We start from the raw sequence: 24,180 nt of genomic DNA, 5'->3' as shown, positions 1-24,180 counted from the left end.
GGATGAAACCGCCATAAAAACAATGGCGCCTGCGTCAAACGCGCCATTCTTCAACCACTACACACCCCTGTGCTGCGTGCCTTGCCCTGGAGTCACAAACAACAATTTGGAGGCCGTGTTGGTTCTAGCGGTGTGCCAAACACCTCTGGGGACGAGGACATACTGGCCCTGTTTATTCAAATTGACACAGTGCTCACCAGAATCGGTTTGCAGCACAAACGTAACATCGCCCGACAGCAGCAAGACGACCTCATCGCCGTGCGGATGAACCTCCCAGCTGGGCCAGTCAGAATCAAACTCATAGCAAGACACCAGTTCATGCCCCACAAAATCGCTATAATTTGCATCCAGGCGCTCGTACAAGGTGGTGTCAGCGCGCTCAACCGAGGCGACCTTGTCAGGGCTGATAACGACAAACTGTTTCTCAATACTATGGGGTGATGTCATGGTAAGGTCCGCCGAGTAGATCTTTGATTGACCGCGTGTACAAAATCCAAGCTAGCAAATCCATCAGTGACTGGAGTAACGCTTATTCAGGCAGCCCCTCATGCTCGGGGATTGCTTCTAAGCCGCTCTCCCATTTCGCTCTACTGCCAACAAAAATATGCGCTGCGGGAGTCTTTGTGATTTCGGTATCCAAACAACCTGCCGGGACTACCAGCAAGTCTCCATCCTGAGTACTGGGCAAGGCAGAGCCACATTGCCGACAAAAGCTCTTTCTGTGGCGGGTTCCTGGGAGCGTGTAACAAGTCACGTACGCTTCCCCTGCAGTCCAATTTAGCTCTGCCGAATGAGCAAACAGGTTTGCCGCGTAAGCAGAGCCCGTATCCTTTTGGCAGTGGCGGCAATGGCACACATAAAATTGGTCAAAATCGCCCTGCACTGCAAAGCGCACGCTTCCGCACAAACATGAGCCAAGGTGGTCAGTCATAGTCAATCTCGCTGCATCCTTTTCAGAAGGAAGGCCCTTTCACCGGTTAGACGTTAACCACCATGGTACCCGCCACATAGTCATGCCCGCAGCGCTTTTGCTCACCAAAAATGGCCAACACATTGGCAAGGGACAATAACTGGCCAATCGTCGGGACATTACCGAGTAAAAAATACACGGCGTAGCGTTTTAACAGATGGCTTTTCACACTGGGCAGTTCACCAGACAAGGTGACAATTTTAATCCCCAGTGCGCGTTTGCCAATCGTCTGACCGCGTTGGGCGAGCAGCTTGCCGTTAATCAGGACAAAGACCACAATACCCAAAAGCCCCATCAAGAGTGTGTACTGCCAAGAGGGCTGAATACCCTCTAAAGCGCCTTCAAAACCGCCGGTCAAGTACATCACAGGCATGGTAAAGACCATGACAATAAGCCCGTCGATCAGCGCCGCCCAGAGTCGGTACCAGCGGCTCGCGAGGTTGTCTTCATCATCCGGCGTTTGTGTGTCATTTGAGTTCTCAAGATTATCCATATTCACCGTCCATTATTATCTTGCAGGTTAATGCACACCAAAGAGGCTGCGTTTTATTCTCGCCTACAGCCCCTGCCTGGCCCGCAAAATCGCAGCCTCAACCGCCGATAGCGCCTGGGGGCTATTTTTCCAGCAGGTGGTTTGCAGCATAGACGCCACCATCTCGGCAATGTCTCTGGCATTGTGGCCTGATAGCTTGGCGAAGGAATCAATACCGATTTCTTCAAAACGCTTGAGCACGGTCGGACCAACGCCTTTTACCGCCAGTAAAGCGGTTGTTTCAGATTCAGAGAAAGCCACAGGCCACCTCTCTCATTTTTAAATAAAATTAAACCGGTTGTCTGGGCAATCCATGTACCCGCCAACACCTTCAAGCACATACTCCTGTCCCCTACCACCCCCAAATTCAATACCGCCTTTCATCTGGGCATAAATACGATTATTTTTAATAATCGGCTTGCGATTGCAGGTCATTCCATCAAATTCATGCCAGTCGACTTTTGCAGTTTTCAAATTAATTGCGCACAAACCATGACCTAAAAACCCACATATCAAATGAGTATCCGTATAACTCACCTGAAACAAGTTAAGTCCAATCTTTTCAGATTGAATCCAATCACAATCAATCTCTCTATCCGATACAATCGAACCGTCTGTGGAAGATATTGTTTTTAACATGCCGTTACGCACAGAATAAATATAATTGTCATGACCAACACACCAGTTGAAATCCACGACATCATCAATATCCCAAAGGTAACGTCCATCCTCAGAAGAAACACAAAATAAACGATACGGATCGACATGAAAAATTATCTTCGACTCAACACTTCGAACTCTTTCACTAACCTTAAAATTTAAACCTTCAGTTAGCTGAGTATTTTTTCTAACCAGCTCAACCAGATTGCAACTCCACACCAGACTACCACTCAGCGAGTAACAATCTAAACTGTCTGAGCCACTCATGGCAAAAAGCTTATCGTTAACAACGACAGGCGTGTTCGTAAATCTTTTTTCGCATAAACCTCGAATTTCACTTTTCTCCATATTAAACTCGAAGCATTTTCCTGAAGACACCCCCCTTAAATACAGATAAGGTTCATCACAATAAATTGCATGCAAAAATAGATCAGAATGATTTCCCACAGATACTTGTTTGTCATCACCGAACTTCCAATACAAAATATCCGTACTGGACAAACCAATAACGTGATGAAAAACACCCATGTCATTTGAATACAAATAAGCTAACTTTTCAGAGCAACTCTCAACTTCATCCCGATAGTCGAAATTTTTTGCACCCACAAGCTTTATGAGGCGGCCTTTCTTTAAAACAATAGAGTCAGAAATAACACTATCAATTATGCCATCAAGAAGTGTTTTCTTAATCAACTTATTATTCACCTTTAATAAGATCTCTTTTTCTAGCTTACAAAACCAATACCTAAGACTAAAATTAACTATAAACAATTATCCAAGAAAAACTTCGATAAACGCGTGCCTCGTACTGAATTCAAAAAGAGCCCTGACTTTTCCTAAATCTCGAACCATACATCGATAGATACGATTAAAAATCAGGAAAAACTTCCCTAAAAATTCCATTTTTCAATCCGGAAATATGTCAACATCATCTCTTTAGGAAAAAGTTAATCACTTTCAAATTTAGGACTGCTCTTACCGAAATAATTTAATCTACAGATATTTCAGAATAATGTTTCAGAAGAATTTAGAAAATTCGAATCTAACCTAGAAACTCTTAAACACACCATTGCTGGGATATTTGAGAATTTTCCAGGAAATCCTTGCCACTATTTTAGAGAACCCACTATGCAGAGAACTCTTCTCTGGCGTAACATCCCGCTTCTTTTTTTACCCCTGAAAAATCACTAGCTGCACCGGCCTATTACCACAAAATAGCAGTCAATGAGCGGTTTTCTTTTGGCACTGAGCATTGCTATTGACTATCTGCGACACTTATATTGAACTGGGAAATCATTACCAATTTACTATTGTGGCGATCTATACAAGCCAGCGACCCAATATAACAGCGGCGCCTGCAAAGTCAAAGCGACACTTAAACTCGGAATTTATCAGATTTACTCAGTGTTCCTGGACATAAAAAAGCCCCTTTAGGCAAAACCTGAAGGGGCTCTGGCTGGTATAAAGCAGGTTTGTCTGAGGACTAGTACGTCCAGGTCACCGAGCCGACTACGCTGCGCGGTGCGCCGAAGTTGGCCTGGCCCCACTGGGGGCTGAGGCGGTACTTTTCATCGGTGAGGTTGTTGAGGTTCACTCCGAGCGTCAGATTGGCCGAGAGGTCGTACTGGGCAAAGAGGTCCACCAGCGCGTAGCTGTCCTGCACCTCGGTGCCGGCGTAGTAAATCTCACTCTGCCAGTTGATGCCGCCACCCAGGCGCAAGCCGTTAAGCGCTGGCACCTGGTAGGCCGTCGCCAGCTTGAACTGTTTGCCGGGAATAAAGCGGCGGGTATCGTTACCGTTTTCATCGGTAACGTCCACTTGGGTGTAACCGGCGCTGATATTGAGGCCGGTCAGCAGCTCACCGGCAAGCTCCAACTCAAAGCCGTCGCTTTCAAACTCGGCGCCCCGGTAAATATTGAGCCCGGTTTCAATGTCGCGGGTGACCCACTCGCCAAAGTTTTCCTGGCGCGATTCGAACCAGGCGGCGGTGAGTACCGCTGCGCCGTTGAAGAGCTCTTGCTTAACCCCCACCTCAGTGCCCTCGCCCTGCACCGGACCCAGAGGCGCCAAATCGGCATCCACCCAGGTTTGCGCCTTAAACACTTCGCTGTAGCTGGCGTAGAGCATGGTGCCGTTGATCACCTCGTAGGTAATGCCGGCGTAGGGAACGGTCTCGTCGTCTTCGGCGTTTTGCGGCGCCGAGTAGCTGATACCCTCTTGCTCAATGTCCACATTGCGCGCGCCCAGCAGCAGCGACAGCTTGTCAGTGAGATTAAGGCGGGTGGACACATAATAAGAGTTTTGCGTCTGGTCGATGTCGGTAGACGAGGACTCGGGGTTGTCGATGTCCATGGCCGGATAGGGGGTTGCCCCTTCGGCCCAATTGCCGCCCACCGGATCGTCGTAACCACCCCAGGCGCTGGAGTAGATGGAGCGGCCGGTGAGCTTAATATCGGCAAGATTGATGCCGGCCACCAGCTCGTGATCGCGGCCAAACAGAGAAAAGCTGCCGCTGACAAACAGATCGACAATGTCTTCTTTGTCTTGCGCTTCGTAGCGGCTGGCCACCCCCACCAGGCCCTCTTCGGTGAGCGGGTCGGGCGCACCGGAGAGATAAAAATTCTCCCACTCTTTTTCCTGCTTATTGCGGGTAAAAATGGCTTTTAGCATCCAGCGCTCGCCCAGATCCTGCTCCAGCTCGGCAAAGCTGCGATGCTGGGTCACGTCCTGATAGGCCCAGTCGGGGGCGGTGTTGGTGGAGACGTCATAATCGGTGAGCGAGCCATCGCTGTAAAATAACGGCAAGGCGCCGGAAGACATTCCATCGTTATGATTATCGTTGATGCTGTGACCGAGGCTCCAACGGGTAGAGTCGGTAATACTGCCGCTCAACACACCGTAAAAAATGCTGAGCTCTTTTGCGTAGCGATCCAGGTAAGAATCCCCCTCCTGCCGCGCCACCACCAATCGGCCCTTGAGTTTGTCATCGACAATCGTGCCGGATACATCGCCATCGAGCCGGTAATAATCCCAGCTGCCGCCGGCGGCGGACACAGACGCTTGAAACTCATCCGTGGGGCGCTTGCGCACATAGTTAATGGTCGCCGAGGGATTGGCGAGGCCGGTGGTCAGCCCCGTCGCGCCCTTAACCACCTCCACTTGCTCGTAGATGGCGGTATCGTCGTGGCCCTGAGTCAGGCCGTAGGAGAAAGGCACACCCACGCCGTCGTACTGAAAGTTCACAATGTCAAAGCCGCGCGCGGTGTAGTAAGTGCGATCGGTTTCCACCTGCTCCACGGTCACGCCCGGTACATAGTTGAGCAGCGCGTTCACCTCGCGCAGGGCAAAGTCGTCGATTTGCGCGCGCGAAATCACCGAGACCATCTGCGGCGTTTCAAACACCGAGAGGTTGAGTTTGGTGGCGGTTTTGGTGGTATCCGGCTCACCGTAGACCAGCAGGGTTTCTATCTGCTCGGGCTCGGCTGAACTCGTATCGTTTTGGTTGGCTGGCTTATCGTTTTGGGCGTAGGCTGCGCCGCTGTAAAGGGCAACGGCCAGGGCAAGCGCCCGGCGGGAAAAGAGGGTCATGGCGATCTCCACACTGGAGGCCTCGGGGGCCGAAAAGACAGGTGCGGTAATCTACACAAACCCTGCATTTATTGCAAATGGTTCTCGTTACCAAAAAAACAAGGAGTGCTAACTTAGGCTCAGCCGGAGAAACCAGCATGCCCGACTCTCTACCGAAAATACCCAGTCACCAAAACCACCCAAGCAGCAACAGCACACTCATCATAGCCACCGTAAGCCCCAGCGGTTGCCGTTGCCAGAGGCGATTGCAGCGCCGCTCCCACCCGCGCCAAACGGGGCTCCCCGGCTTGGGTAGAGAGGCGGGCTTGGCCGGCATTTGCCACAGGCGCTTTACCCCTAAAGAGGCTCGCCGGGCGGGGCTGGCTTGCAGAAAACGCCAGTACTTTTCCGGCGGGGGCCAGCGCCACACAGCGGTCGCGATCAGCGCTGCAACCAATAAAGGCCAGAGCAAAGCCCATAGCCCCGAGAGCTCAAAGTGATCAAGCATGGCGGCGCGCAAAGAGGATAACAACCATGGAGCCAGCAGCGACAACACCACTAACACCAGCAAAGGCCAGGATCGGCTCAACCGCAAAGGGCTATGCGCCCTGCTCTGACGATTCATAAGCCACAGGGCACGCGCCAATACCAGCGCCGTAGCCACAGAGCCGAGGCTAAACAGCCATAGCCAATGGGAAACATCGCTGTCGTAAACCGCCTTTTTCAGCAGGGTTTTAACGGCGCCGCCGCTCAGCAGGGGCAACCCCGCCAGCGCCAGTGCCGGCAGCCACAGCATCAGCTGCTGCCAGCCGTGAAAACGGTGGTGCGCCGCCAGGCCCGCGCCCATAAACAGCGCGCCCTTCGCCAGTGCGTGATGCAGGGCAAACAGAGCCAAAAGCAGACCCAGGCCAGCGCGCGCGTCCGGCTGCTGCCAGGCCAACGCCACAATGGCCAGCAAATACCCCATCTGGCTGATGGACGAATAGGCCAGCGCCTTTTTGGCCTGTTGCTGCCCCATCCCCAAAAGCGCACCGTAAAAGGCACTGAACAGCCCCAGCGCCAGCCAAAACGCCGGGCTGAGGGCGCCGCCGCTGGCGGGCATGAAAAGCCACACGCCCAACACGCCTGCCTTAATCATGGCCCCCGAGAGCACCGCGCTGGCCGGAGCCGGCGCCGCCGGATGCGCCAGTGGCAACCACACATGCAGCGGCCAGAAACCCGCTTTCAGCCCAAAGCCGAGCAGCAAAAGCGCCGTGGTCCAGGCGCCGGTGGGTATCTGTAGCCACTCGCTCAACAGCAGCACCTGGCCAGTCTCCTGCAGGCGCAGCATGAGTCCGGCAAAAAGTAACATTTCGCCGAGGATGGCCAACTGCAGATAGAGCCGCCCAGCCTGCCGAGGCGCCGGTCCGCCCTGCTCGATAATCAGCCCGTAAGCGGCGAGACTCATCAAGGTAAAGCCTACATAAAAGCTGGCGGCGTCGACGGCGATCAACAGCAGGAGGTTGCCAGTGAGCGACAGCGCCCAGAACAGCCAGAAGCGCCTTGAACGCAGCGACTCGTTCAGCCTTGCCTGCAAGCCTGCAAGCGTCCAGAGCAGTGCAGTGAAACCCAAAAGGTAACGGGCAAACAGCGATTCCGCGCCCCAGCGGCTGGTAAACCACAGCCAGCCAATATCCACCGCCGCAGGCGGCCAGAGCGCCAGCGCCAGGGCCGGCAAGGGGGCGAGTGCCACCAGCAGTCGCAGCCGCGGCCAGCGCAAACAGATCACGGCCGCCAGCAATGGAACGAGAGGGACAAAGAGCCACAGACTCATAGGCCAAACTCCCGGTCGACAATCAACTGGGCCCAGGCCAGGGGGCTCAAATCAAAGGCGGCGAACACGCCCACCAGCACCACCAGCGCGGCGGTAAACAGCGTGGGCCACAAGAGCATGGCCGGCGCCTCGGTGCGCGCGCACTCGCCGGTTTTGCTCGCGGCAAACCAGCCTCGGTAGATCATGGGCAAAAAATAGGCGGCGTTGAGTATGCCGGAGACCACAAGCACCACCAGCACCCAGGGCTCATCCACCGCCAGCGCGCCCCAGCCCAGGTACCATTTACTGATAAATCCCGCCAGCGGCGGTATCCCGATCATGCCAAGCGCCGCCAGGGTAAAAGCGACCATGGTCAGTGGCATACGCCGGCCCAGGCCGTCCATCTCCTGCACCTGGTGTACACCGCAAGTCTCGGCAAAGCTGCCGGCGCAGTAAAATAAAGTGACTTTCATCAACCCCTGGTGGACCAAGTGAGCCAGCGCGCCCACCGCCGCCACCGGCCCCAGTAGCGCAACGCCCAAGGTGATGTAGGACACCTGGCTGACGGTGGAAAAGGCCAGGCGCTTTTTAATATCCCGCTGGCGCAATGCCATCAGCGAGCCATAGACAATGGTAAAACCGGCCAGATACAGCAGCGGGCGCGTTAGCTCCAGGGCGGCCACCGTCTCCACGCCATAGACATCGTAAACCACGCGGATAATGCCGAAGGCGCCGGCCTTGACCACGGCCACGGCGTGCAACAGGGCACTCACTGGCGCCGGCGCCACCATGGCTCGCGGCAGCCAGCCGTGCAGGGGCACCAGTGCCGCCTTGACACCCAGCCCGGCAATCAGCAACGCAAAAGCCAGTGTGAGGCTGACATCCACCTCACCCAGCAGCGGCGCCAGATAACCCCCGGCGGTAAAATCGGGCGTGGCCGCTACGCTGTGCAGCAGCGCCACTCCCATTAATGTTAGGGTGCCGCCGCCCATGGTGTAGGCGAGGTAGCGTCGCCCGGCATCAAGCGCAGCGGCTGTGCCCTTGTGCACCACCAGCGGAAAGGTGGCCAGCGTCAGCAACTCGTAGAACAGCAGAAATGTCACCAGGTTGCCCGCCAGTGCCAGCCCCACGGTAGCGCTGACGCACAGGCTGAAGTAGCCAAAAAAGCGCGATTGCAAAGGCGAGCCGCGAAAGTAGCCAATAGCGTAAATGGTGGTGGCCAGCCAGAGGAGCGAGGACAAGCTGACAAACTGCAGCGACAGGGCATCGCCTTGCAAAATCAGGGGCACCCCCGGCAAAAAGGGTACCTGAAAGCGAAAGGTGAACCCCTGGGCCACACCCGCCAGCATGACCACTACCAGCAGCAGTTTAAGCACAACCCCCACCAGATTGAGCGCCACCCGTGTGCGCTGCTGCTCTTCGCGCAGGGTGAAAATCAGCAGCCCGGGGATCAGCGAGCTGAGCACAATGGCGAGCGGTAAAAAAGGCGTCCACAGCAGGCTCATAGGGTCGCCCCCGTGAGCCATAAAATCAGCTGTTCACTGATCAAGGCCATGCCCCATACCAACAGCGCCGGCAGCAGCGACAGCCACTGGGCAAAACGGTCGGGATTAAAATCCGGCGAGGTGGGCCGCGCCCGGTCAAAGCTGATGGCCACCACCCGGAAGACATAGGCAGCGCTGATCAGGGTGCCGAGCATCACCCCCAGGGCCCAGGGCCAGTGGGCGGGGTTTTGCAGCAGCGGCAAGAGCAATAACCACTTGGCCAAAAAGCCGCCGCTGGGCGGCAGGCCAATCAAGCTGCCACCGGCCACGGCAAAAGCGAACATGGCCACCGGCATGGTCTGGGTCGCACCCTTGAGGCTGTCCAATCGGCGGCTGCCGAGGGTGGATTGCATCTCCCCCGCCGCGAGAAACATCGAGACCTTGGCCAGGCCGTGGGCCAGCACAAACAGCCACAGGGCCGCATCCAGACTCAATTCCCGCCAGTGCAGCATCAGGCCCAGCGCCAGCAAGGCATAACCCAGCTGGGCGACCGTGGAGTAAGCCACCATCAGCTTGATCAGCGGCGCTCGCAGCGCCGACCAGCCCCCCACCAGCAGCGCCCCCACGCCCGCCAGCGCCAGCCATGGGCCGGCGGCCTGCCCGAGCTCTTCGGGAGCCACCCGGCTCCACAGCAGCCACAGGATAAACAGCGGGCCCTTGACCACCAGCGCCGAGAGCAGCGCACTGACCGCTGTGGGGGCGCTGCTGTGGGCGGCTGGCAACCACAGGTGCAGCGGCCAGAGCGCCGCCTTGAGCATAAGCCCCACCGTCATCAACATCAGCGCCGTGCGCGTGCTCGGGTCGGCGCGCGCCGCCTCGGCCAGCAGGCTCACATCCAAGACCCCATAGACCCCATACAAAAGTGCCACGCCCAGCAAATAACAGAGCGAGGCTGCCAGCGACAACAACAGATAGCGCAGGGCCGCGCCGTAGGCTTTGGGGCCGGCCAGGCACACCATGACCACGGCCACCAGCCCCAGTAACTCCAGGGTGACGTACCAGTTAAAAATATCGTGGGACAACCACAATGCCGCCAGCGCCGCGTGCAACAGGCAGGACAAGGGCCAGTAATCCGTGTGACGGGTCTGGCTGTGGCGGCTGCGCCAGGCGTAGAGCCCCACCAGCGAATGAATAAGGGCAGTGAAGGTGAGCAGCATGGCGCTCACGGGCATCAACCGCAGGCGAATGCCCAGGGGGCTCTCCCAGCCACCGAGCGCAAGAGACTGCTCGCCCGCGTCTATCACCTGGTAGAGACTAAAGACGGCCGCCACCAGGCTGATCAGACTCGCTACTATCACCACCGGGGCCTGCCGACGATGGGTCAGCAGCAGCCAGAGGGCGGCCAGCAAGGGGGCAGAGAGGCTCAGAAGCGCGGTGTTCACTCGCCCTCCTCCGCCGTCTTCTGCGCCCGGTCCCTGTCGGCGCTGGCCAGCCGCAGGGCCAGGGCGGTGGCGCTGGCCGCCACCACCAGCCCGGTAACAATCAGTGCCTGCAATACCGGGTCCGGCGAGTCGGGTCGCACCGCCAGCGCCAGCATCACCATAAACACGCCACTACCCATGATGTTGACAGCCATAATACGCCGCAGGGGCTGGCGCAAACACAGCAGGCCGTGCAGCCCCAACAGCCAGAGCCCCGCGCCGACCAACAGATAAAAAAGTGTCTGGCTCATGGGCGCAACTCCCGGTCCTCGCCCATCACCAGCAGCGCTAGGGTAATAGCGATACCCACGCTGGCCGCCAGCTCCACCAGCAGAATCAAGGCCTTGGCGGCGCCAGGCGGCCAAACCAGCCAGCCGGCACCCCAGAGCCAGGTCGCCACCGCCAAGAGCACGAAGACCGTAACCCCCAACAGTGCTGGTAAACGCAAGCGCCAGTCGCGCCAACTGACCGTGGGCAAGAGCCCATTCAGCCGCAACATCACAATGGCTGAGGCCCAGAGGGCGCCGGCCTGAAAGGCGCCGCCCGGCGCCTTGGCGCCACGCCAGAGCAGATAAGCCCCCAGCAGAAACGCCAGCGGCGCCAGCCAGCGACACCAGGCAAGCAGCAGCGGCCAGGGTGGATGTGGGTGGCGGGAGCTCAGCGCTAGCTGACGGGTGCCCAAGAGCGCGAAAAGCACCACCAGCAGTTCCAGCAAGGTGTCCCAACTGCGAAAGTTGAGCAGCACCGCCGTCACCGGGTGGGACACGCCGCTATAGGCCAGCTGGGCATCCACCTGTGCCGGCAGCGGCTGGGCACCACCGGAGAGAGGCAAAATGGCTTCCACCAGCAGGGGTAAAACCGCCAGCGGTAGCAGCGCCGCCCACAACAGGCTGCGGGGCCGGGGCGCTCGTTCGGTGCGCGGTGGGTGTTCGCGCAGCGCGCCCATTAACAAGACCCCGGTCAGGCCAGCGCCTATGGCGGCCTCGGCCAGCGCCAGGTCGGCGGCACCCAACCGCGCCCAGACAATGGCCATAAGCAGGCCAAAGCCCATAAAAAACACCACGCTGGTGTACAGGCGCGGCGCATAGAGTGTGGCTGCCGCCAGCAGCAACAGCGCTAAGCCCAAGCCGCTATCCACCAGCCACTCAGTCATCGGCTGACGTCCGGGCGTCTTCCTGCTCGCGCTCATAGCGCGCGAGCAGTTGGCAGGCAGTGGCGCCGGAGGCGATAACCAGCAGCCAGATAAGCAGCATCACGCCAAACTGCCGGACATCGCCGCGCTGCAACCCAAGACCAAGCACCACCAGGCCCAGGCCCAGGGTGTCGGCTTTGGTAAGAGCGTGAAGCCGGCTGTAGGCATCGTCAAAGCGCAGGATGCCGATGCTGCCGGCGATAAAGAAGAACACACCGCCGACCAGAAACGGCCAGCTCAACCACCATAGCCATTCAGCCATTGCCGCCTCCGCGCAACAGTTGCACCAGCGCCGCCGACATTACCGCCGCCAGCACTGCCAACACCAGTGCCACCGCCACGAGAGAATCCCGGTCGCCGCTGGCGGACAACATCAGCAGTGCTGCCGTGCCGGTGGTGGCAAACAGCTGCATGGCCAGCAATCGGTCGGTTTTTGTCGGCCCGTGCCACACCCGCCAGAGGCCGGGAATGAGGGTCAGCAACAAGAGCGCAATCAGCAGGTTCATGGGCGTATCAGTTTGTCCAGCAGCGCTTCGAGCCGGACAATGGTGGATTGCCAGTCGCTGTGCTCATCGAGCGCATGCACCGCCATTTGCTCGGTATCCCAGTGAGAGGAAAGTGTTCCGGGCAGCAAGCCGACAATCGCCGACAGCATCAGGTGCACACGGGGGTTGGTGGAGCGAAAACGATAACTCACCCAGGCGGGCGCCAGTGGCAGGCGCGGATGCAGAGCGCGGCGTGCCACATCCCAACCGGCCAGCAGCAATTCAACGGTAAAAAACAGCAAGAAAGACGGCAGCCAGCGCCAGCGCAGTGGCGGAACGGTTAACCCCACCCAAACCGCAATGGCAGCCGCAAGAGTCGATGCGATTAACCCGGCCAGCCAGGCGCCCGGCCCCGCCAACAACAGCCAAAGCGCAAAAAACACAGTGCTCCACAGCAGGTAAGTCCGCCAGCTTCGGTGCATTCACAGCCGTCCTCATTCCCAATGTCATCGCGTTTATGATACGGGGCAAACCTGCCAATGACAAAAGCCAGACAGCTCAATACCAAAAGCCAATCTGCAGAACCAGAGTCTATTACTTATTGACCGTGGTCCCCCGTGCAGCGATACAAAACCGCGCAAAAGGATAAAGCCTCCTCATTAGCGGCCGCAGCAATGCAGGTGACCTTGCGCTTTGAAAACAAACAACCGACACTAGCGCTCACTCAAGGAGTTCATCACCATGCCCTGGTTATTAACCCTTCACATTGCCGCGCTCATTGGCTGGTGTGGAGCACTGCTGTACTTACCCGGGTTGCTGGTCTCGCAGCATGCCAGCGGCAGCCGCTCGCGCTCTACCCAACCCTATTTGCCCCTCTGGGTCTATACCACCGTGGCCACTCCGGTGGCGCTGGCTGCCATTATCCTCGGCACCCTGGTATTTACCTTCTACGGCATTTTGGATGAATGGCTGGTCCTCAAGTTGGTGCTGGTCACCGCGCTAGTGATCTTGCATCTACTCACGGGTTTGTTGATGGTACGGTGCCGCCAGGGCCGAATCGGCAAACCACACCTTTGGTGTTACCTGCAAAGCGCACTCACCGCCAGCGTGATTACCGCTATTCTCTGGCTGGTGCTCGCCAAACCCCTGGCGGAGGTGTGATATGCCGCCGCAGACTGTGTATTCACGAGCCCGATTCAGTTTCTACACCAACACCGTGCTCATATACCAGTTGCCCACCCAAAATACCCACCAGGGCAATCAAAGCGGCAGTGAGCACCGACAGGCTCACCCCCCAGGGGCTGACCGCGCCGAGCATGTCACTCACTCTGAGCAGCCAATTAAGCGTCACCAGCGACAGCGCCATGACCGCGGCCAAGGCGTGACTCCAGGCCGTGACCAACCGGCGAATTTGCGCGACCGAAACCAGGTCAATCAAGCCGATCAAACCGGCGCCCCAACCACACACGGCACCGACACCGGCAAGCCACAAGCTGGCGCGGGCCCAGAATGCATCGGCGGTGGTGATAAAAGCCACATCGGTGGCCACCAGGCCGATCAGCGCCGCCACCGGAAAGTGAATCAGCATCGGGTGAATCGGATGACCGGCAATGGCCGTGCGGCTGGGTATGGGCGATCGCGCCATAGAGATGTCCCTAAGGTTAGTGAAGCAGTATTGCGCTGGTGTACCCCGCTCGTCTGGCTGAGCACCCTCGGCCTTATTGGCGGTTGCAGCGGCCCGCAATCGGCGCTGGAACCAGCCGGCCCGGCGGCCGACATCATCGCCTGGCTCTGGTGGGGCATGTTTGCGTTTTTCACGCTGGTTTTGCTCGTGATGACCGGGCTGTGGCTCTATGCCATGCAACGCCGGGGCGAGCCTGCCAAAGCCGAAGACGCCGAGCGCATTACCAGCCGCTGGATTATCGGCGGCGGGCTTATTCTGCCATTAATCAGCATTGCGATACTACTTGCGGCTGGCATTCCTGCGGGCCAGTACCTGATCACCCTGCCCAGCGATAAAACACCCCTGCGCATCGACGCGCACGCCCACCGCTGGTGGTGGGAGTTTTCCTACCCGGATGCTGGCATTACCACGGCCAGCCAGTTGACCATACCGGTGAATACGCCGATTGCCATTCACGGCCACACCGACAATGTGATTCACGCCTTCTGGGTCCCGCGCCTGGGCGGTAAAATTGACTTGATCCCCGGTCGGGTCAACACACTGCGATTACAGGCCTCGCAAACCGGATTGATGCGCGGCCAGTGCGCAGAGTTTTGCGGCACCGGCCACGCGCACATGGTGTTTCAGGTGCAGGTGTTAAGCGAAAGCGATTTCGCCGCCTGGCAGCAGCGCCAACAACAAGCGATTCGCGTGGCCGCCGAACACGAACCGGCGGTGCAGACGTTTCACACCCACTGTGCACAGTGTCATTCGGTACGCGGTGTGAGTAACGGCAGCGGCGGGCCGGATTTGAGCGGCATTGCCAGCCGGCCACTGATGCTCTTGCCCCATCAACGCCACACCAGTACGAGCATTGAACAGTGGCTGCAAACACCTCACCCGCGATTTGATAGCGAGACACGCGCCGCCACGAGTGCACTCACACCGAGCGCGCGTGAGCGCATCGCCGCCTGGCTGGAGACCTTAACCGAATGAGCACCGAGGACCCGCAAGCCGCCCAGGATTTTCATCACCAGTTTGACAAAGTGTGGGGCAACCCGCGCGGGCTTTTAGCACTGACGATTGTCAACCACACCACCATCGGCCTGCGGTTTTTGATCACCGGCGGGGTCTTCTTTTTAATCGGCGGTTTGCTCGCCATGCTGATCCGCACCCAGTTGGCCCTGCCGGGGCACGATCTTCTGACCCCGGAGATCTACAACCAGGTGTTTACCATGCACGGCACCATTATGATGTTTTTGTTTGCCGTGCCGGTGATGGAGGGGCTAGCGATTTACCTGATTCCCAAAATGATCGGCGCGCGTGATTTGGTGTTCCCGCGCCTGAGCGCCTTTGGTTATTGGTGCTATTTGTTCGGCGGCATTATTCTCACATTCAGCCTTGTATTGGAAATAGCACCGGCCAGCGGCTGGTTTATGTACGCACCGCTCAGCAGCTCGGTGTTTTCTCCCGGCAGGGGTTCCGATTTTTGGCTGTTGGGGATTACCTTTGTGGAAATATCGGCGGTCTCGGCCGGCGTTGAGTTGGTGGTGTCGATTATGCGCACACGCACTCAGCGTATGGCATTGCAACATATGCCGCTGTTTGTCTGGTACATCCTGGCCATGGCGTTGATGATTGTGTTTGGCTTTCCCCCGCTGATCCTCGGCAGCATTTTGCTGGAGCTGGAACGCGCCGCCGGCCTGCCCTTTTTTACCGTTGCCAGCGGTGGTGACCCGATTCTTTGGCAGCATCTGTTCTGGCTGTTTGGTCACCCGGAGGTGTACATTCTTTTTCTGCCGGCAGCCGGAATTATTTCCACCATTATTCCCATTTTTTGCAAGCGCCCCATAGCCGGTTACCGCTGGATAGTGCTGGCGATTATCACCACCGGCTTTATCAGCTTTGGGCTCTGGGTGCACCACATGTTTACCGTGGGTATTCCCCATCTGGCGCAGGCGTTTTTTTCCGCCGCCAGTATGATGGTGGCCATACCCACGGCCATTCAGGTGTTCGCCTGGCTAGCGACTATATGGAACGGCCGCCCGGTGTACGAACCGCCCATGCTCTGGGCACTGGGATTTTTATTTATTTTTGTCGCCGGCGGGCTGACCGGAGTGATGCTGGCGCTGGTGCCTTTTGACTGGCAGGTGCACGACACGCATTTTGTCGTGGCTCATTTCCACTTTGTATTGGTTGGCGGCATGCTGTTTCCGTTGATGGCGGGCATTTACTACTGGCTGCCACATTTTTCCGGGCGCATGGTCAATCGCTCTCGGGCGCGCTGGGGTTTCTGGTTGGTGTTTATCGGTTTTAACCTCACCTTTATTGTCATGCACGTCACTGGCTTGCTGGGAATGCCCCGGCGCGTCTACACCTATGAGGCTGGACTCGGCTGGGACATCCCCAACTTAATCTCCTCGGTGGGTAGCTTTATTATGGCCGCCGGTGTCGCCACCTGCCTGCTGGACATCTTCTTGCACTTTCGGTTTGGCGAGCGCGCCAAGCGCAACCCCTGGGGCGCCGATACCCTGGAGTGGAGCACCTCACTGCCGCCCAGTGCCTACAACTTTGCCACCTTGCCCGAGTGCGCCACCCGCCATCCGCTGTGGGACACTCCGGATCTACAAACCACCATCGAGCAAGGGCATCACGATCTGGCCACCATTGATCACGGCCGGCGGGAAACCTGGGGCTCCGACCCGGTGACCGGCAAAGTGCGCGAGATTGTTCACCTGCCGGGCAACAGCTGGCTGCCCTTTTACGGCGCCTTGGCCACAGCCGGTGTCTGTATCAGTTTGCTGTGCAAGTTTTACTGGGTAGCTTTGGCCATGGCGCTGGTAAGCCTGGCGCTGCTGCTGCGCTGGTCGTGGGAGAACGGCGCCCACCCGCGCGCCGCGCCCAATGCCGAAGTGGTAGAGGGCGATCCACCGCTGCACTCGCGCACTCACGACGGACCCGGGCTTTGGGGCATGATGGTGACCTTACTCGCCAACAGCTCGCTGTTTTTATCGCTGCTGTTCGGCTGGTTTTATCTGTGGACCGTGGCGCCTGCCTGGCAATTTCCCGAACACAACCCAATTAACTGGCTGGCGCTCATGTTGACAGGCGTACCGCTCACGATCGCTGTGATTTGGTTTGTGGGCGTGGTCCGCCGGTTACGCCGTGAATTGACCGATCACTTGCAACAACACCTTTGGGGTATTAGCGCCCTGGGGCTGGTTCATTTGATTGGGCTCGTCGCCACTTTAAGTGCATCGCCGCTGACACCGCAGGCGAGCGCCCATGACGCCGTGATCAGCGTGATGCTCTGGTACCAATTACTGCACAGCGGCCTCGCCGTTATTCTCACAGCTTTGCAAGCGCTGCGAGTGCGCAAAGGTTATGTGGGCAAGATGGCGCCCTATGAGCCGGTGGTGGTGGAACGCTGGTGGGTGTACACCGCCGGTGTTTTCTGGATTATCTACGCCGTGGTGATTGTACTGCCGCCGCTGTGGGAGCTCGCCTGATGCTGTCGCCGTTTCATCCGCTGCAAATGGCACTGGGGCTGATTGTCTGGGCGCTGTATTTTGTGGTGATTTACTCGGGGCTGTCGGTGGTATGCACTCATTCCCCGCCGCCGGCGGCGAATGCAGGCGCACTAAACACTGTGAACCTGGCGTTACTGGCCCTAACTTTTGCCGTCGCCCTGAGTTTGTTTTACCAGGCCTGGCGCGGCAACAAGGCTTTACGAAAAGAAGTGGCAAGCCACGCACAAAGCGGCGCCAGCGAAGCACCGCTACCGACGCGGCAATTTATAGCTCGCATCGCCGTGGCCACCTACCTTGTCGCTGGCACCGCCACACTCCTGACCGGTTTACCGGCTCTGGTGTTAATACCGTGCGTGTAATAAAAGCGGTTGTTATTGGCTTGGCGAGTTGGCCAGCGCTGGTATGGGCGCATACCCCTTTCTCTGAGCCCGACTCTTCTGCCACAGTGGTTGCTTTCGCACTGCTGGTTTTTGTGTGGTTGGCTTATGCACTGGGCTGCCGACGACGCCCGCCCGCAAACGCTCAGGCATGGCTCTTTCACAGCGCCTGTACGCTCAGTGTGCTAACGCTGTTTGGCCCGCTGGATGAATGGGCAGAAACCAATGAGGCGGCGCACATGGTGCAGCATATGCTGATGATGGTTGTCATCGCCCCTTTGTGGGTGATGGCCAGGCCACTGCCGCAGTGGTACGCACTGAGCGCACGCATCGGCCGACTTGTCTTCGCGCCGCTGTTTGCCCTTGCCGCCTATCCCATGGTGGCGACGGCTATCCACGGCGCGATCATCTGGCTCTGGCATACGCCCAGCCTCTATGTCCTCGCCCTGGAGAACCTCTGGTGGCACTTTTTTGAGCACCTGTGCTTTCTGCTGACGGCCGGTGTTTTTTGGTGGGCCGTGCTGCGCTGCCAGGAGCGCAACACCGGGCGAGCCCTTTTGGCTTTGCTTGTCACCCTGATGCACACCGGCTTTTTGGGCGCCCTGCTCACCTTCTCCCAGCGCAGCTGGTACGGCGCCGACAGAGTGCTGGAGCATCAACAACTCGCCGGACTACTGATGTGGGTACTCGGCGCCATTCCCTATCTGGGCGCGGCCTTTTTTCTCGGGTGGCGCTGGTTTAGCCGCGTAATGCGAGGGTGCGAGTCGCACTGAACAGACACCCAAATGACCCATCACTGTCCAGCCTAACCTCAGCGGTTCTTACCTAACGATTATCCCTTGGCATCAAAAGCTGCCTCGCCTGTCACACAATCGACTCCTGGTTCGACTTAACAATAACCCCCAAACTGATAACCGAGAGTCTTACCCGCTTATGGATAGAACGCTAGATCATCCCCTTATTACCTCTCCGCGCCAGACACTTTTTTGGCTAGGCTCGGCCTTCTATTGCTTTTTCTACCCGAGCCTGATCGGCTTTTTCAGCCACGCCCTACCCAGAGCCTTTTCCGAGCCAACACTCGCCTCCATCAGCCTCTGCGCGCTAACATCACTGGCGGTTTTCGCCTGCTTTCCCGTCGGTGCGTTTCTTCTCGCCAACCGCCGGCTCGATCATGCCGCAAGTGCAAAAATGAGAGCCATGGCTCACCTGCTGATGGTGCTTCCGGCGTTGAACACCTTGGTGTTCGTTGTCTCGTACATGACCGCTTCGCTGAACGCTGCCCCTTACGTGTGGATTACCGTTACTGCTGCTCTGCTTGGGCTCATCACCCAACTAAGTGCCAGCCCGGCCGCAGCCGCTGTATCGCCCGCCATGCGGGTTTTCCATGGCGTACTCGCCACTGTGTTTATCGGCGGTTTTTTCCTGCTGCATTGGGCCAATCACCTCACTGCATTATGGAGTAGCAACACCCACGGTATCGCCCAGGATTTCTTTCGGCGCTGGTACCAATCGCCCTGGGTGGAACCCGTGCTTCTTATCGTTTGCGCACTTCTTTTATTAACAGGCGTTTACCTCTCGGGGCGATATCTGCGCCGAGACACTGACAAATACAAACGCTGGCAAAGTGCTTCAGGCTGCTATTTGGGTGTCTTCTTTTGCGCGCATTTGATTGCGGTGCTAATGACACGAGCTCGTGGTGGCGAAACAGACTGGGCATTTGCCACCGGCGAGCAGGGGTTAATCCACGGCTTTCAATTTCTGATCCCCTACTACGCCTTTGCCCTCCTGGCATTTTCGCTACACGCCAGTCTTGGACTTCGACAGGTACTGCTAAATCACACAAACACCCATAGCCACGCCACCTTGGCTGGAAGAATTGCCGCCACCAGTGGTTATGTCCTAACGGCACTGGTAATGCTCGCAGCTCTGGGTTTTTCGTTTCAGCCACTAGAGGGTTCATCGCTATGAAGCGCTTTTCTATCCTATTTATTTTATTTATCCTATTTATCGTTGGCTTTTCGGTCAGCACCAAAGCTCACGACAAAAAAGCGCCAAGCGACACAAGCGGTTTGTCCATCGAACAGCATCTCGATTTGACCATGACAAATGCCGAAAGACTGTCGGTAGTAACCGTAACCTTCGCACCCAATTACACAGAACCCTCGCACACTCACCCAGGCGATGAGGTCATCTATGTAGTAAAAGGCGAAGGCCGATTATGGCTTGACGGAAAAGCGTTTTTGCTAAAAGCTGGTGATCTTCATCATGTGAAAAGCGGTAGTGTAAAAGCGATTGAGAACATCAGTAGCACCACCCCCTTGGTTGTGATAGCGTATCTCGCGCTCGAGGCTGGCAAGCCGACACTCACTCTGACAACTCCCGGTGATGATCAATAACCATTGCAGTGAACACTCTCACCTAAGGCTGTTCACCGCGCAAAAAGAGCGGTTGTTTGCTATTGCCTATCAGATGCTGGGCACTTTTCATGAGGCCGAAGATGTGCTTCAGGAGGTCTACATCCAATGGCAATCCATGAATCTGGAACGAGTGGATTTACCGGAGGCCATGCTGACAACCTTGACGATTCGCCGGGCCACAGACATGTTCCGCAAAGCCTCGCGCCAGCGCGAGGTGTATATTGGGCCATGGCTCCCCGGCCCCTGGATTGAGCAGTCCGCAGACCCCAGCAGCCACTCAAACGAACCCGACCTACAAGTACAGCTTGCCGACTCGCTATCGATTGGCTTTATGATCATGCTTGAGCGCTTAACGGCGTCGGAGCGCGCGGTCTATATTCTGCGCAGCGGATTCGATATGAGTTACAGAGAAATTGCTGAGTCGCTTGCGGTTACCGAGGTGAATTGCCGGCAGATTTACAGCCGGGCCAAGAGCCGCCTGAAAGCCAGTTCGAAGGAAGCTCAAAATACCGACAACCACGAATCTCTGCTGCAGAAATTTATTCACGCGATAGAAACCGAAGACGTGTCGGGGTTTGCCAGAGAGCTGGCTAAAGATGTGATTTTGTACTCTGACGGTGGGGGCAAAGTAAACTCTGCACTTAGGCCCATATACAATCGAGAAAAAGTCACACGCCTGCTGCGCGGCCTCGCTAAAAAGTGGCGTCGCATCGGACCAAAGTTTCGCATGCTGAGCGTGAACGCACGCCCCGGCCTTTTATGGATGGACAGCGAAGATGTGCGTACGGTGGTCAGTCTTGAAAGCCGCAGGGGGAAAGTAGAAGCCATTTACCTGATTCGAAACCCAGATAAAATAAGCCATATCAAAAACCGTCTGCAACAACCGCTTGATAATTAGAGTTGAAGCCGGCTCATAAAAAATCAGGCTCCCCACCTGCGAAACAGGCGGGGAGTAATGGAACTGGCTGACACGATTTCTACAGTAGCTTCTCAAGCCCCTTTTTAGAGGCTGCCACGGCCTGCAGAGGCGTCATGCCTTCGGGGTAAACCTCTTGCTCAACCACCAGCCAAGCAGGCTTGGGGGATTTGGCAAACTGGTCCACCACGGCTTGCCAGTCCACAAGGTCTTGGCCAACAATAGAGGTCAAACCGTTATCAGCGGCGGTGACTTTGTTCAGGTGGGCGAACACCATTCCCATTTTATCGCCCCAGCCGGCAGGCTTGGCTTTCTCGATTTCGGGCATCACGTCTTTGTAGTGCGCCACCTGGGCTTTAATGTGCGCGGTACGCACACGCGACTCATACTTTTTGATCAACGCCACAGGGTCTTTACCGGCAAAGTAAGCCCAGCTGATGTCCAGCTGCAGCACCACATTGCCGGTGGTGTTGTCGGCCATGTACTCCCAGTAAGTGGTGTCTTTATAGGCGTTAAATTCGTCCTGGTGGTTGTGGTAGCCAATTTTCATACCGTGGGGCTTGAGCCGCTTGGCCATGGCGTTGAGGTCTGTGACGATTTCCTCAATGCCATCGTCGCTCCAGGCGCGCCCGTCGGCCGGAATGATTAACCATTTAACGCCGAGGGTTTTGTAGAAGGCGACGGTCTCGTCGAATTTGCTCTCACTGAGCTGATCAAAGCCCACATGAGCGCCGCTGATTTTCAGGCCCAGGGAGTCAAGGTAAGCTTTAAAACCGGCGGCGTCCTGGCCGAACTCGCCGAGGTTACCGGCCAGCTCGACGGCGTCGAAGCCCAGGCCCGATAGCTGCTTAAGAGTGCCTTTCACATCGTCGCTGACATTGTCGCGCACTGACCACAGCTGCACGGAAATGCCTTTATACGCTTTGTCAGCAGCGGTCGATACCGCGGCACCAAACAACAACGAGGTGGTAACAAGCGCCAAGACCAGGCGCCGAACAAAGGTGGATGCTTTTATCATGGTGACTCCAGAGCATTATTGTTAAAAGGTGAAGGATAGTACCGAACCGGTTTCACTGACAATCACTCTCGCTGAGGGTATCCCCCGCCGCAGTGACTAAACTCGCCCATCCCCAGCACTGGCGCCCGTTTGACGGCGGCCGGACCGGACATCAATATTTGTTAACAAACAGCGCGCGGCCTTTACAGTTCACCTTCACGGCGAAACTGCGAGGGCGTCACCCCCACCATTTTCTTAAAAAAGGTGTTAAACACCGACTTGCTGTTAAAGCCCACATCCAGATAAATATCGGTGATGGTTTTGTCTTTGTTCTCGGGTGAGAGCAGCCGCTGCTGGGCCTCTTCAATACGGTAACGATTGATAAACTCGTAAAAATTAATGCCAAAATGGCGGTTGATCAGCATCGACAAATCCCGTGCCGGCACCTGCAGCTCTTCAGCCAGATGGTCCAGGGTAATGTCCGGTTGCAAGAAGGGCTTATCGCGACGCATCCGCTCGTCGATTTGCTCGGCCACCTCGGGGTTTAAAAAATGATCATCCAGCGGCTTTTTCGGCGCCTCGCGCTGGCGCACTTTCTCGAAGCTGGCAAAGTAGCGAATACCGGTAAACGCCAGCAGGTTAACCAGAATAAATACCGTGTAATAGCCTGTGAGGCCAATGTTAGAAAACACACTTAAATCGTAACTGTTGTAGAGGTTGACGATTTTCGCCACTGCCAGCACGACTTCTACCAGCATGACCATCAAAAACCCCACCACCAGTGTGGTCACCCAGTTGGTATCCACCTTGCCTATATTTGAGTGTGTGCTCTGCAAGCGCTTTTTGTAGCTGACAATCAACCACAGGCACGCCAGGGCATACGCCACGCGCAAAACCTTGCTGAGGAGCTCAGCCACCACATAGGGGCCGCCGTAGACAAACGCTTCGGAGTTGATCAGTGCCAGGCGCTCGAGGCCCGGTAGGCGATAAAAACTCAGCCACATAAACAGCGCAAACAACAGCAGGGGCACCAGGTGTAGTGCATCGAGCCGCTTGAAGTGAAAATCGCGAAACAGCAGGGATTTGACGCAAAAATAGAGTAAAGCGCCGTCCAGGTAATAGGCAAAGCCACCCCAGAAATACAACTGAGGGGCGTGCTCGCGCACCGTGAGTTTAAACTCGGCGCCCCAGAGCATCATCTCGTGCAGCGGAATAAACGCGTGCGCCAGCAAAAACGCCGCCAGAAAATAGGTGCTGGGCATTTTCTGCGTATTGGTGGCCACCAGGAGCACAGCAAAGAACAGGCACTGCAGTGCCGTCATCATCAAAATCAAATCGTGAAAATTAAACAGTACGGTATCCATGGCGGGGCTTCGCGCAGTCAATTATTATCAGTCAGCATTCGTGGACCGCTTGCTGGCGATGATAGCCTATCGATGCTTGCAGTGCACTCCCTCTGTTTTTGTGCTGATGAACAGCAAGAGCTGCACATTTTTTCACCAAATGCGCAGTGACTGTTTGCCACTGACTGAGCCCAAACTGTCCAGCGACAAACACAGCTTTTTTATGCTTTAGCCACCCATCAGGTTATGGTCATAAAAACCCTATGATAAGTTGGCGCCGGTATGCCGCCTCAAAGCACAAAGTCACACTTTATCGAGGCAAAGTGTGACGTCCCAGTTTCACAGTGGCGAAAGTGCTTCTTGCCCCGCCGGCCGGCTCGTGTTTCCATCGACCGGTGATCCACAAGGAGAGCCATCCCCGATCACGCGCCAAGCGGCTGCTTTACCAACACAACTAAATGCCCAAAGCAGCCGAGCTCCAAGTGTAATGCTCACCGACTCCAGCCCCCACGCTCCGCTGGCGGCGCCTGACCCGATGAGCACCTCCCCTCATTCACTGCCAATGTGAGCTCACGAAGGTCTCTAGCGGGCTTTGCATCGCTGATCACCATAAGTACCCCACGATAAGCCCAGCCACAACAAAAGCTCTAACCTACTGAGAATTAACATCTATTTAAGGTTCGAATAAACCCACCCCAGGCGAACGCCTGTGTTTTGACCGATTCAGGTTCGAATGCCTGCAGCCGGACGCCAGCGCCTGCCCCCCTACCTAT

General features: G+C 56.8%; 25 protein-coding genes. 8 read left to right on the top strand and 17 right to left on the bottom strand.

Annotation, left to right across the window (positions count from 1 at the left end; genetic code table 11):
• Positions 1–57: 57 nt before the first annotated feature.
• From QWI16_RS16325 to QWI16_RS16260, 14 genes are all read right to left on the bottom strand, one after another.
• Positions 58–447, bottom strand: coding sequence for a cupin domain-containing protein (locus QWI16_RS16325; protein WP_302714730.1), 390 nt, complete (start codon positions 445–447; stop codon positions 58–60).
• Positions 448–529: 82 nt separating this feature from the next.
• Complete coding sequence (locus QWI16_RS16320) at positions 530–931, bottom strand: GFA family protein (protein ID WP_302714728.1); 402 nt, start codon at positions 929–931, stop codon at positions 530–532.
• A 46-nt stretch (positions 932–977) separates the two neighbouring features.
• Entirely contained in the window at positions 978–1,463 is a 486-nt protein-coding gene (locus QWI16_RS16315) for an RDD family protein (RefSeq protein ID WP_302714726.1), read from the bottom strand.
• 63 nt (positions 1,464–1,526) lie between these two features.
• Entirely contained in the window at positions 1,527–1,763 is a 237-nt protein-coding gene (locus QWI16_RS16310) for a helix-hairpin-helix domain-containing protein (protein WP_302714724.1), read from the bottom strand.
• A gap of 18 nt (positions 1,764–1,781) precedes the next feature.
• A complete protein-coding gene (locus QWI16_RS16305; RefSeq protein WP_302714722.1) occupies positions 1,782–2,867 on the bottom strand; it encodes a hypothetical protein in 1,086 nt (361 codons plus the stop codon).
• Between the two features lie 778 nt (positions 2,868–3,645).
• On the bottom strand, positions 3,646–5,751 hold the full coding sequence (locus QWI16_RS16300; RefSeq protein ID WP_302714719.1) for a TonB-dependent siderophore receptor: 2,106 nt from the start codon (positions 5,749–5,751) through the stop codon (positions 3,646–3,648).
• A gap of 166 nt (positions 5,752–5,917) precedes the next feature.
• Positions 5,918–7,543: a proton-conducting transporter transmembrane domain-containing protein gene (locus QWI16_RS16295; RefSeq protein WP_302714716.1), complete on the bottom strand. Its 1,626-nt coding sequence runs from the start codon at positions 7,541–7,543 to the stop codon at positions 5,918–5,920.
• Positions 7,540–9,027 carry a complex I subunit 5 family protein gene (locus QWI16_RS16290; RefSeq protein ID WP_302714714.1) on the bottom strand — a complete coding sequence of 496 codons (1,488 nt, stop codon included), beginning with the start codon at positions 9,025–9,027 and terminating at the stop codon, positions 7,540–7,542. The genes QWI16_RS16295 and QWI16_RS16290 overlap by 4 nt, the downstream gene beginning before the upstream one ends.
• Positions 9,024–10,448: a complex I subunit 5 family protein gene (locus QWI16_RS16285; RefSeq protein ID WP_302714712.1), complete on the bottom strand. Its 1,425-nt coding sequence runs from the start codon at positions 10,446–10,448 to the stop codon at positions 9,024–9,026. The genes QWI16_RS16290 and QWI16_RS16285 overlap by 4 nt, the downstream gene beginning before the upstream one ends.
• The gene (locus tag QWI16_RS16280) at positions 10,445–10,738 is read right to left on the bottom strand and encodes an NADH-quinone oxidoreductase subunit K (protein ID WP_302714709.1); all 294 of its coding nucleotides are present in this window, start codon (positions 10,736–10,738) and stop codon (positions 10,445–10,447) included. Before QWI16_RS16280 ends, QWI16_RS16285 begins: the two co-directional genes overlap by 4 nt.
• Positions 10,735–11,640 carry a hydrogenase subunit MbhD domain-containing protein gene (locus tag QWI16_RS16275; protein ID WP_302714707.1) on the bottom strand — a complete coding sequence of 302 codons (906 nt, stop codon included), beginning with the start codon at positions 11,638–11,640 and terminating at the stop codon, positions 10,735–10,737. The genes QWI16_RS16280 and QWI16_RS16275 overlap by 4 nt, the downstream gene beginning before the upstream one ends.
• Positions 11,633–11,941: a cation:proton antiporter gene (locus QWI16_RS16270; RefSeq protein ID WP_302714705.1), complete on the bottom strand. Its 309-nt coding sequence runs from the start codon at positions 11,939–11,941 to the stop codon at positions 11,633–11,635. Before QWI16_RS16270 ends, QWI16_RS16275 begins: the two co-directional genes overlap by 8 nt.
• On the bottom strand, positions 11,934–12,185 hold the full coding sequence (locus QWI16_RS16265; protein ID WP_302714703.1) for an MrpF/PhaF family protein: 252 nt from the start codon (positions 12,183–12,185) through the stop codon (positions 11,934–11,936). Before QWI16_RS16265 ends, QWI16_RS16270 begins: the two co-directional genes overlap by 8 nt.
• Positions 12,182–12,646, bottom strand: coding sequence for a Na+/H+ antiporter subunit E (locus tag QWI16_RS16260; RefSeq protein ID WP_302714701.1), 465 nt, complete (start codon positions 12,644–12,646; stop codon positions 12,182–12,184). The genes QWI16_RS16265 and QWI16_RS16260 overlap by 4 nt, the downstream gene beginning before the upstream one ends.
• Positions 12,647–12,905: 259 nt before the next feature.
• Between QWI16_RS16260 and QWI16_RS16255 the strand changes: the two genes are divergently transcribed.
• Positions 12,906–13,325: a CopD family protein gene (locus QWI16_RS16255; RefSeq protein WP_302714698.1), complete on the top strand. Its 420-nt coding sequence runs from the start codon at positions 12,906–12,908 to the stop codon at positions 13,323–13,325.
• Positions 13,326–13,347: 22 nt separating this feature from the next.
• On the opposite strand, the gene QWI16_RS16250 is transcribed toward QWI16_RS16255, so the two are convergent.
• The gene (locus tag QWI16_RS16250; RefSeq protein ID WP_302714696.1) at positions 13,348–13,809 is read right to left on the bottom strand and encodes a DUF2231 domain-containing protein; all 462 of its coding nucleotides are present in this window, start codon (positions 13,807–13,809) and stop codon (positions 13,348–13,350) included.
• A 30-nt stretch (positions 13,810–13,839) separates the two neighbouring features.
• Here QWI16_RS16250 and coxB point away from each other — a divergent pair, with 30 nt between their 5' ends.
• The 7 genes from coxB to sigJ all read left to right on the top strand — a co-directional run bounded on the left by coxB (position 13,840) and on the right by sigJ (position 21,049).
• Positions 13,840–14,823, top strand: coding sequence for a cytochrome c oxidase subunit II (gene coxB / locus QWI16_RS16245; RefSeq protein WP_302714694.1), 984 nt, complete (start codon positions 13,840–13,842; stop codon positions 14,821–14,823).
• Complete coding sequence (ctaD, locus tag QWI16_RS16240; protein WP_302714692.1) at positions 14,820–17,336, top strand: cytochrome c oxidase subunit I; 2,517 nt, start codon at positions 14,820–14,822, stop codon at positions 17,334–17,336. Before coxB ends, ctaD begins: the two co-directional genes overlap by 4 nt.
• Positions 17,336–17,716, top strand: coding sequence for a hypothetical protein (locus tag QWI16_RS16235; protein ID WP_302714689.1), 381 nt, complete (start codon positions 17,336–17,338; stop codon positions 17,714–17,716). Before ctaD ends, QWI16_RS16235 begins: the two co-directional genes overlap by 1 nt.
• Positions 17,707–18,507 (top strand): cytochrome c oxidase assembly protein, encoded by an 801-nt coding sequence (locus QWI16_RS16230; RefSeq protein ID WP_302714687.1) that lies wholly within the window; start codon positions 17,707–17,709, stop codon positions 18,505–18,507. Before QWI16_RS16235 ends, QWI16_RS16230 begins: the two co-directional genes overlap by 10 nt.
• A gap of 160 nt (positions 18,508–18,667) precedes the next feature.
• A complete protein-coding gene (locus QWI16_RS16225) occupies positions 18,668–19,702 on the top strand; it encodes a hypothetical protein (protein ID WP_302714685.1) in 1,035 nt (344 codons plus the stop codon).
• The gene (locus tag QWI16_RS16220; protein WP_302714683.1) at positions 19,699–20,130 is read left to right on the top strand and encodes a cupin domain-containing protein; all 432 of its coding nucleotides are present in this window, start codon (positions 19,699–19,701) and stop codon (positions 20,128–20,130) included. The genes QWI16_RS16225 and QWI16_RS16220 overlap by 4 nt, the downstream gene beginning before the upstream one ends.
• A complete protein-coding gene (sigJ, locus tag QWI16_RS16215) occupies positions 20,120–21,049 on the top strand; it encodes an RNA polymerase sigma factor SigJ (RefSeq protein ID WP_302715600.1) in 930 nt (309 codons plus the stop codon). The genes QWI16_RS16220 and sigJ overlap by 11 nt, the downstream gene beginning before the upstream one ends.
• 79 nt (positions 21,050–21,128) lie before the next feature.
• On the opposite strand, the gene QWI16_RS16210 is transcribed toward sigJ, so the two are convergent.
• On the bottom strand, positions 21,129–22,085 hold the full coding sequence (locus QWI16_RS16210; RefSeq protein ID WP_302714682.1) for a sugar phosphate isomerase/epimerase family protein: 957 nt from the start codon (positions 22,083–22,085) through the stop codon (positions 21,129–21,131).
• 182 nt (positions 22,086–22,267) lie between these two features.
• The gene (locus QWI16_RS16205; protein WP_302714680.1) at positions 22,268–23,428 is read right to left on the bottom strand and encodes an AraC family transcriptional regulator; all 1,161 of its coding nucleotides are present in this window, start codon (positions 23,426–23,428) and stop codon (positions 22,268–22,270) included.
• Positions 23,429–24,180 lie beyond the last annotated feature (752 nt).

This window comes from Gilvimarinus algae, from assembly GCF_030518215.1.
Lineage (GTDB): Bacteria > Pseudomonadota > Gammaproteobacteria > Pseudomonadales > Cellvibrionaceae > Gilvimarinus > Gilvimarinus algae.
Note: the sequence above shows the minus strand (reverse complement) of the source record. Positions and strands in the feature narration are given on the sequence as shown.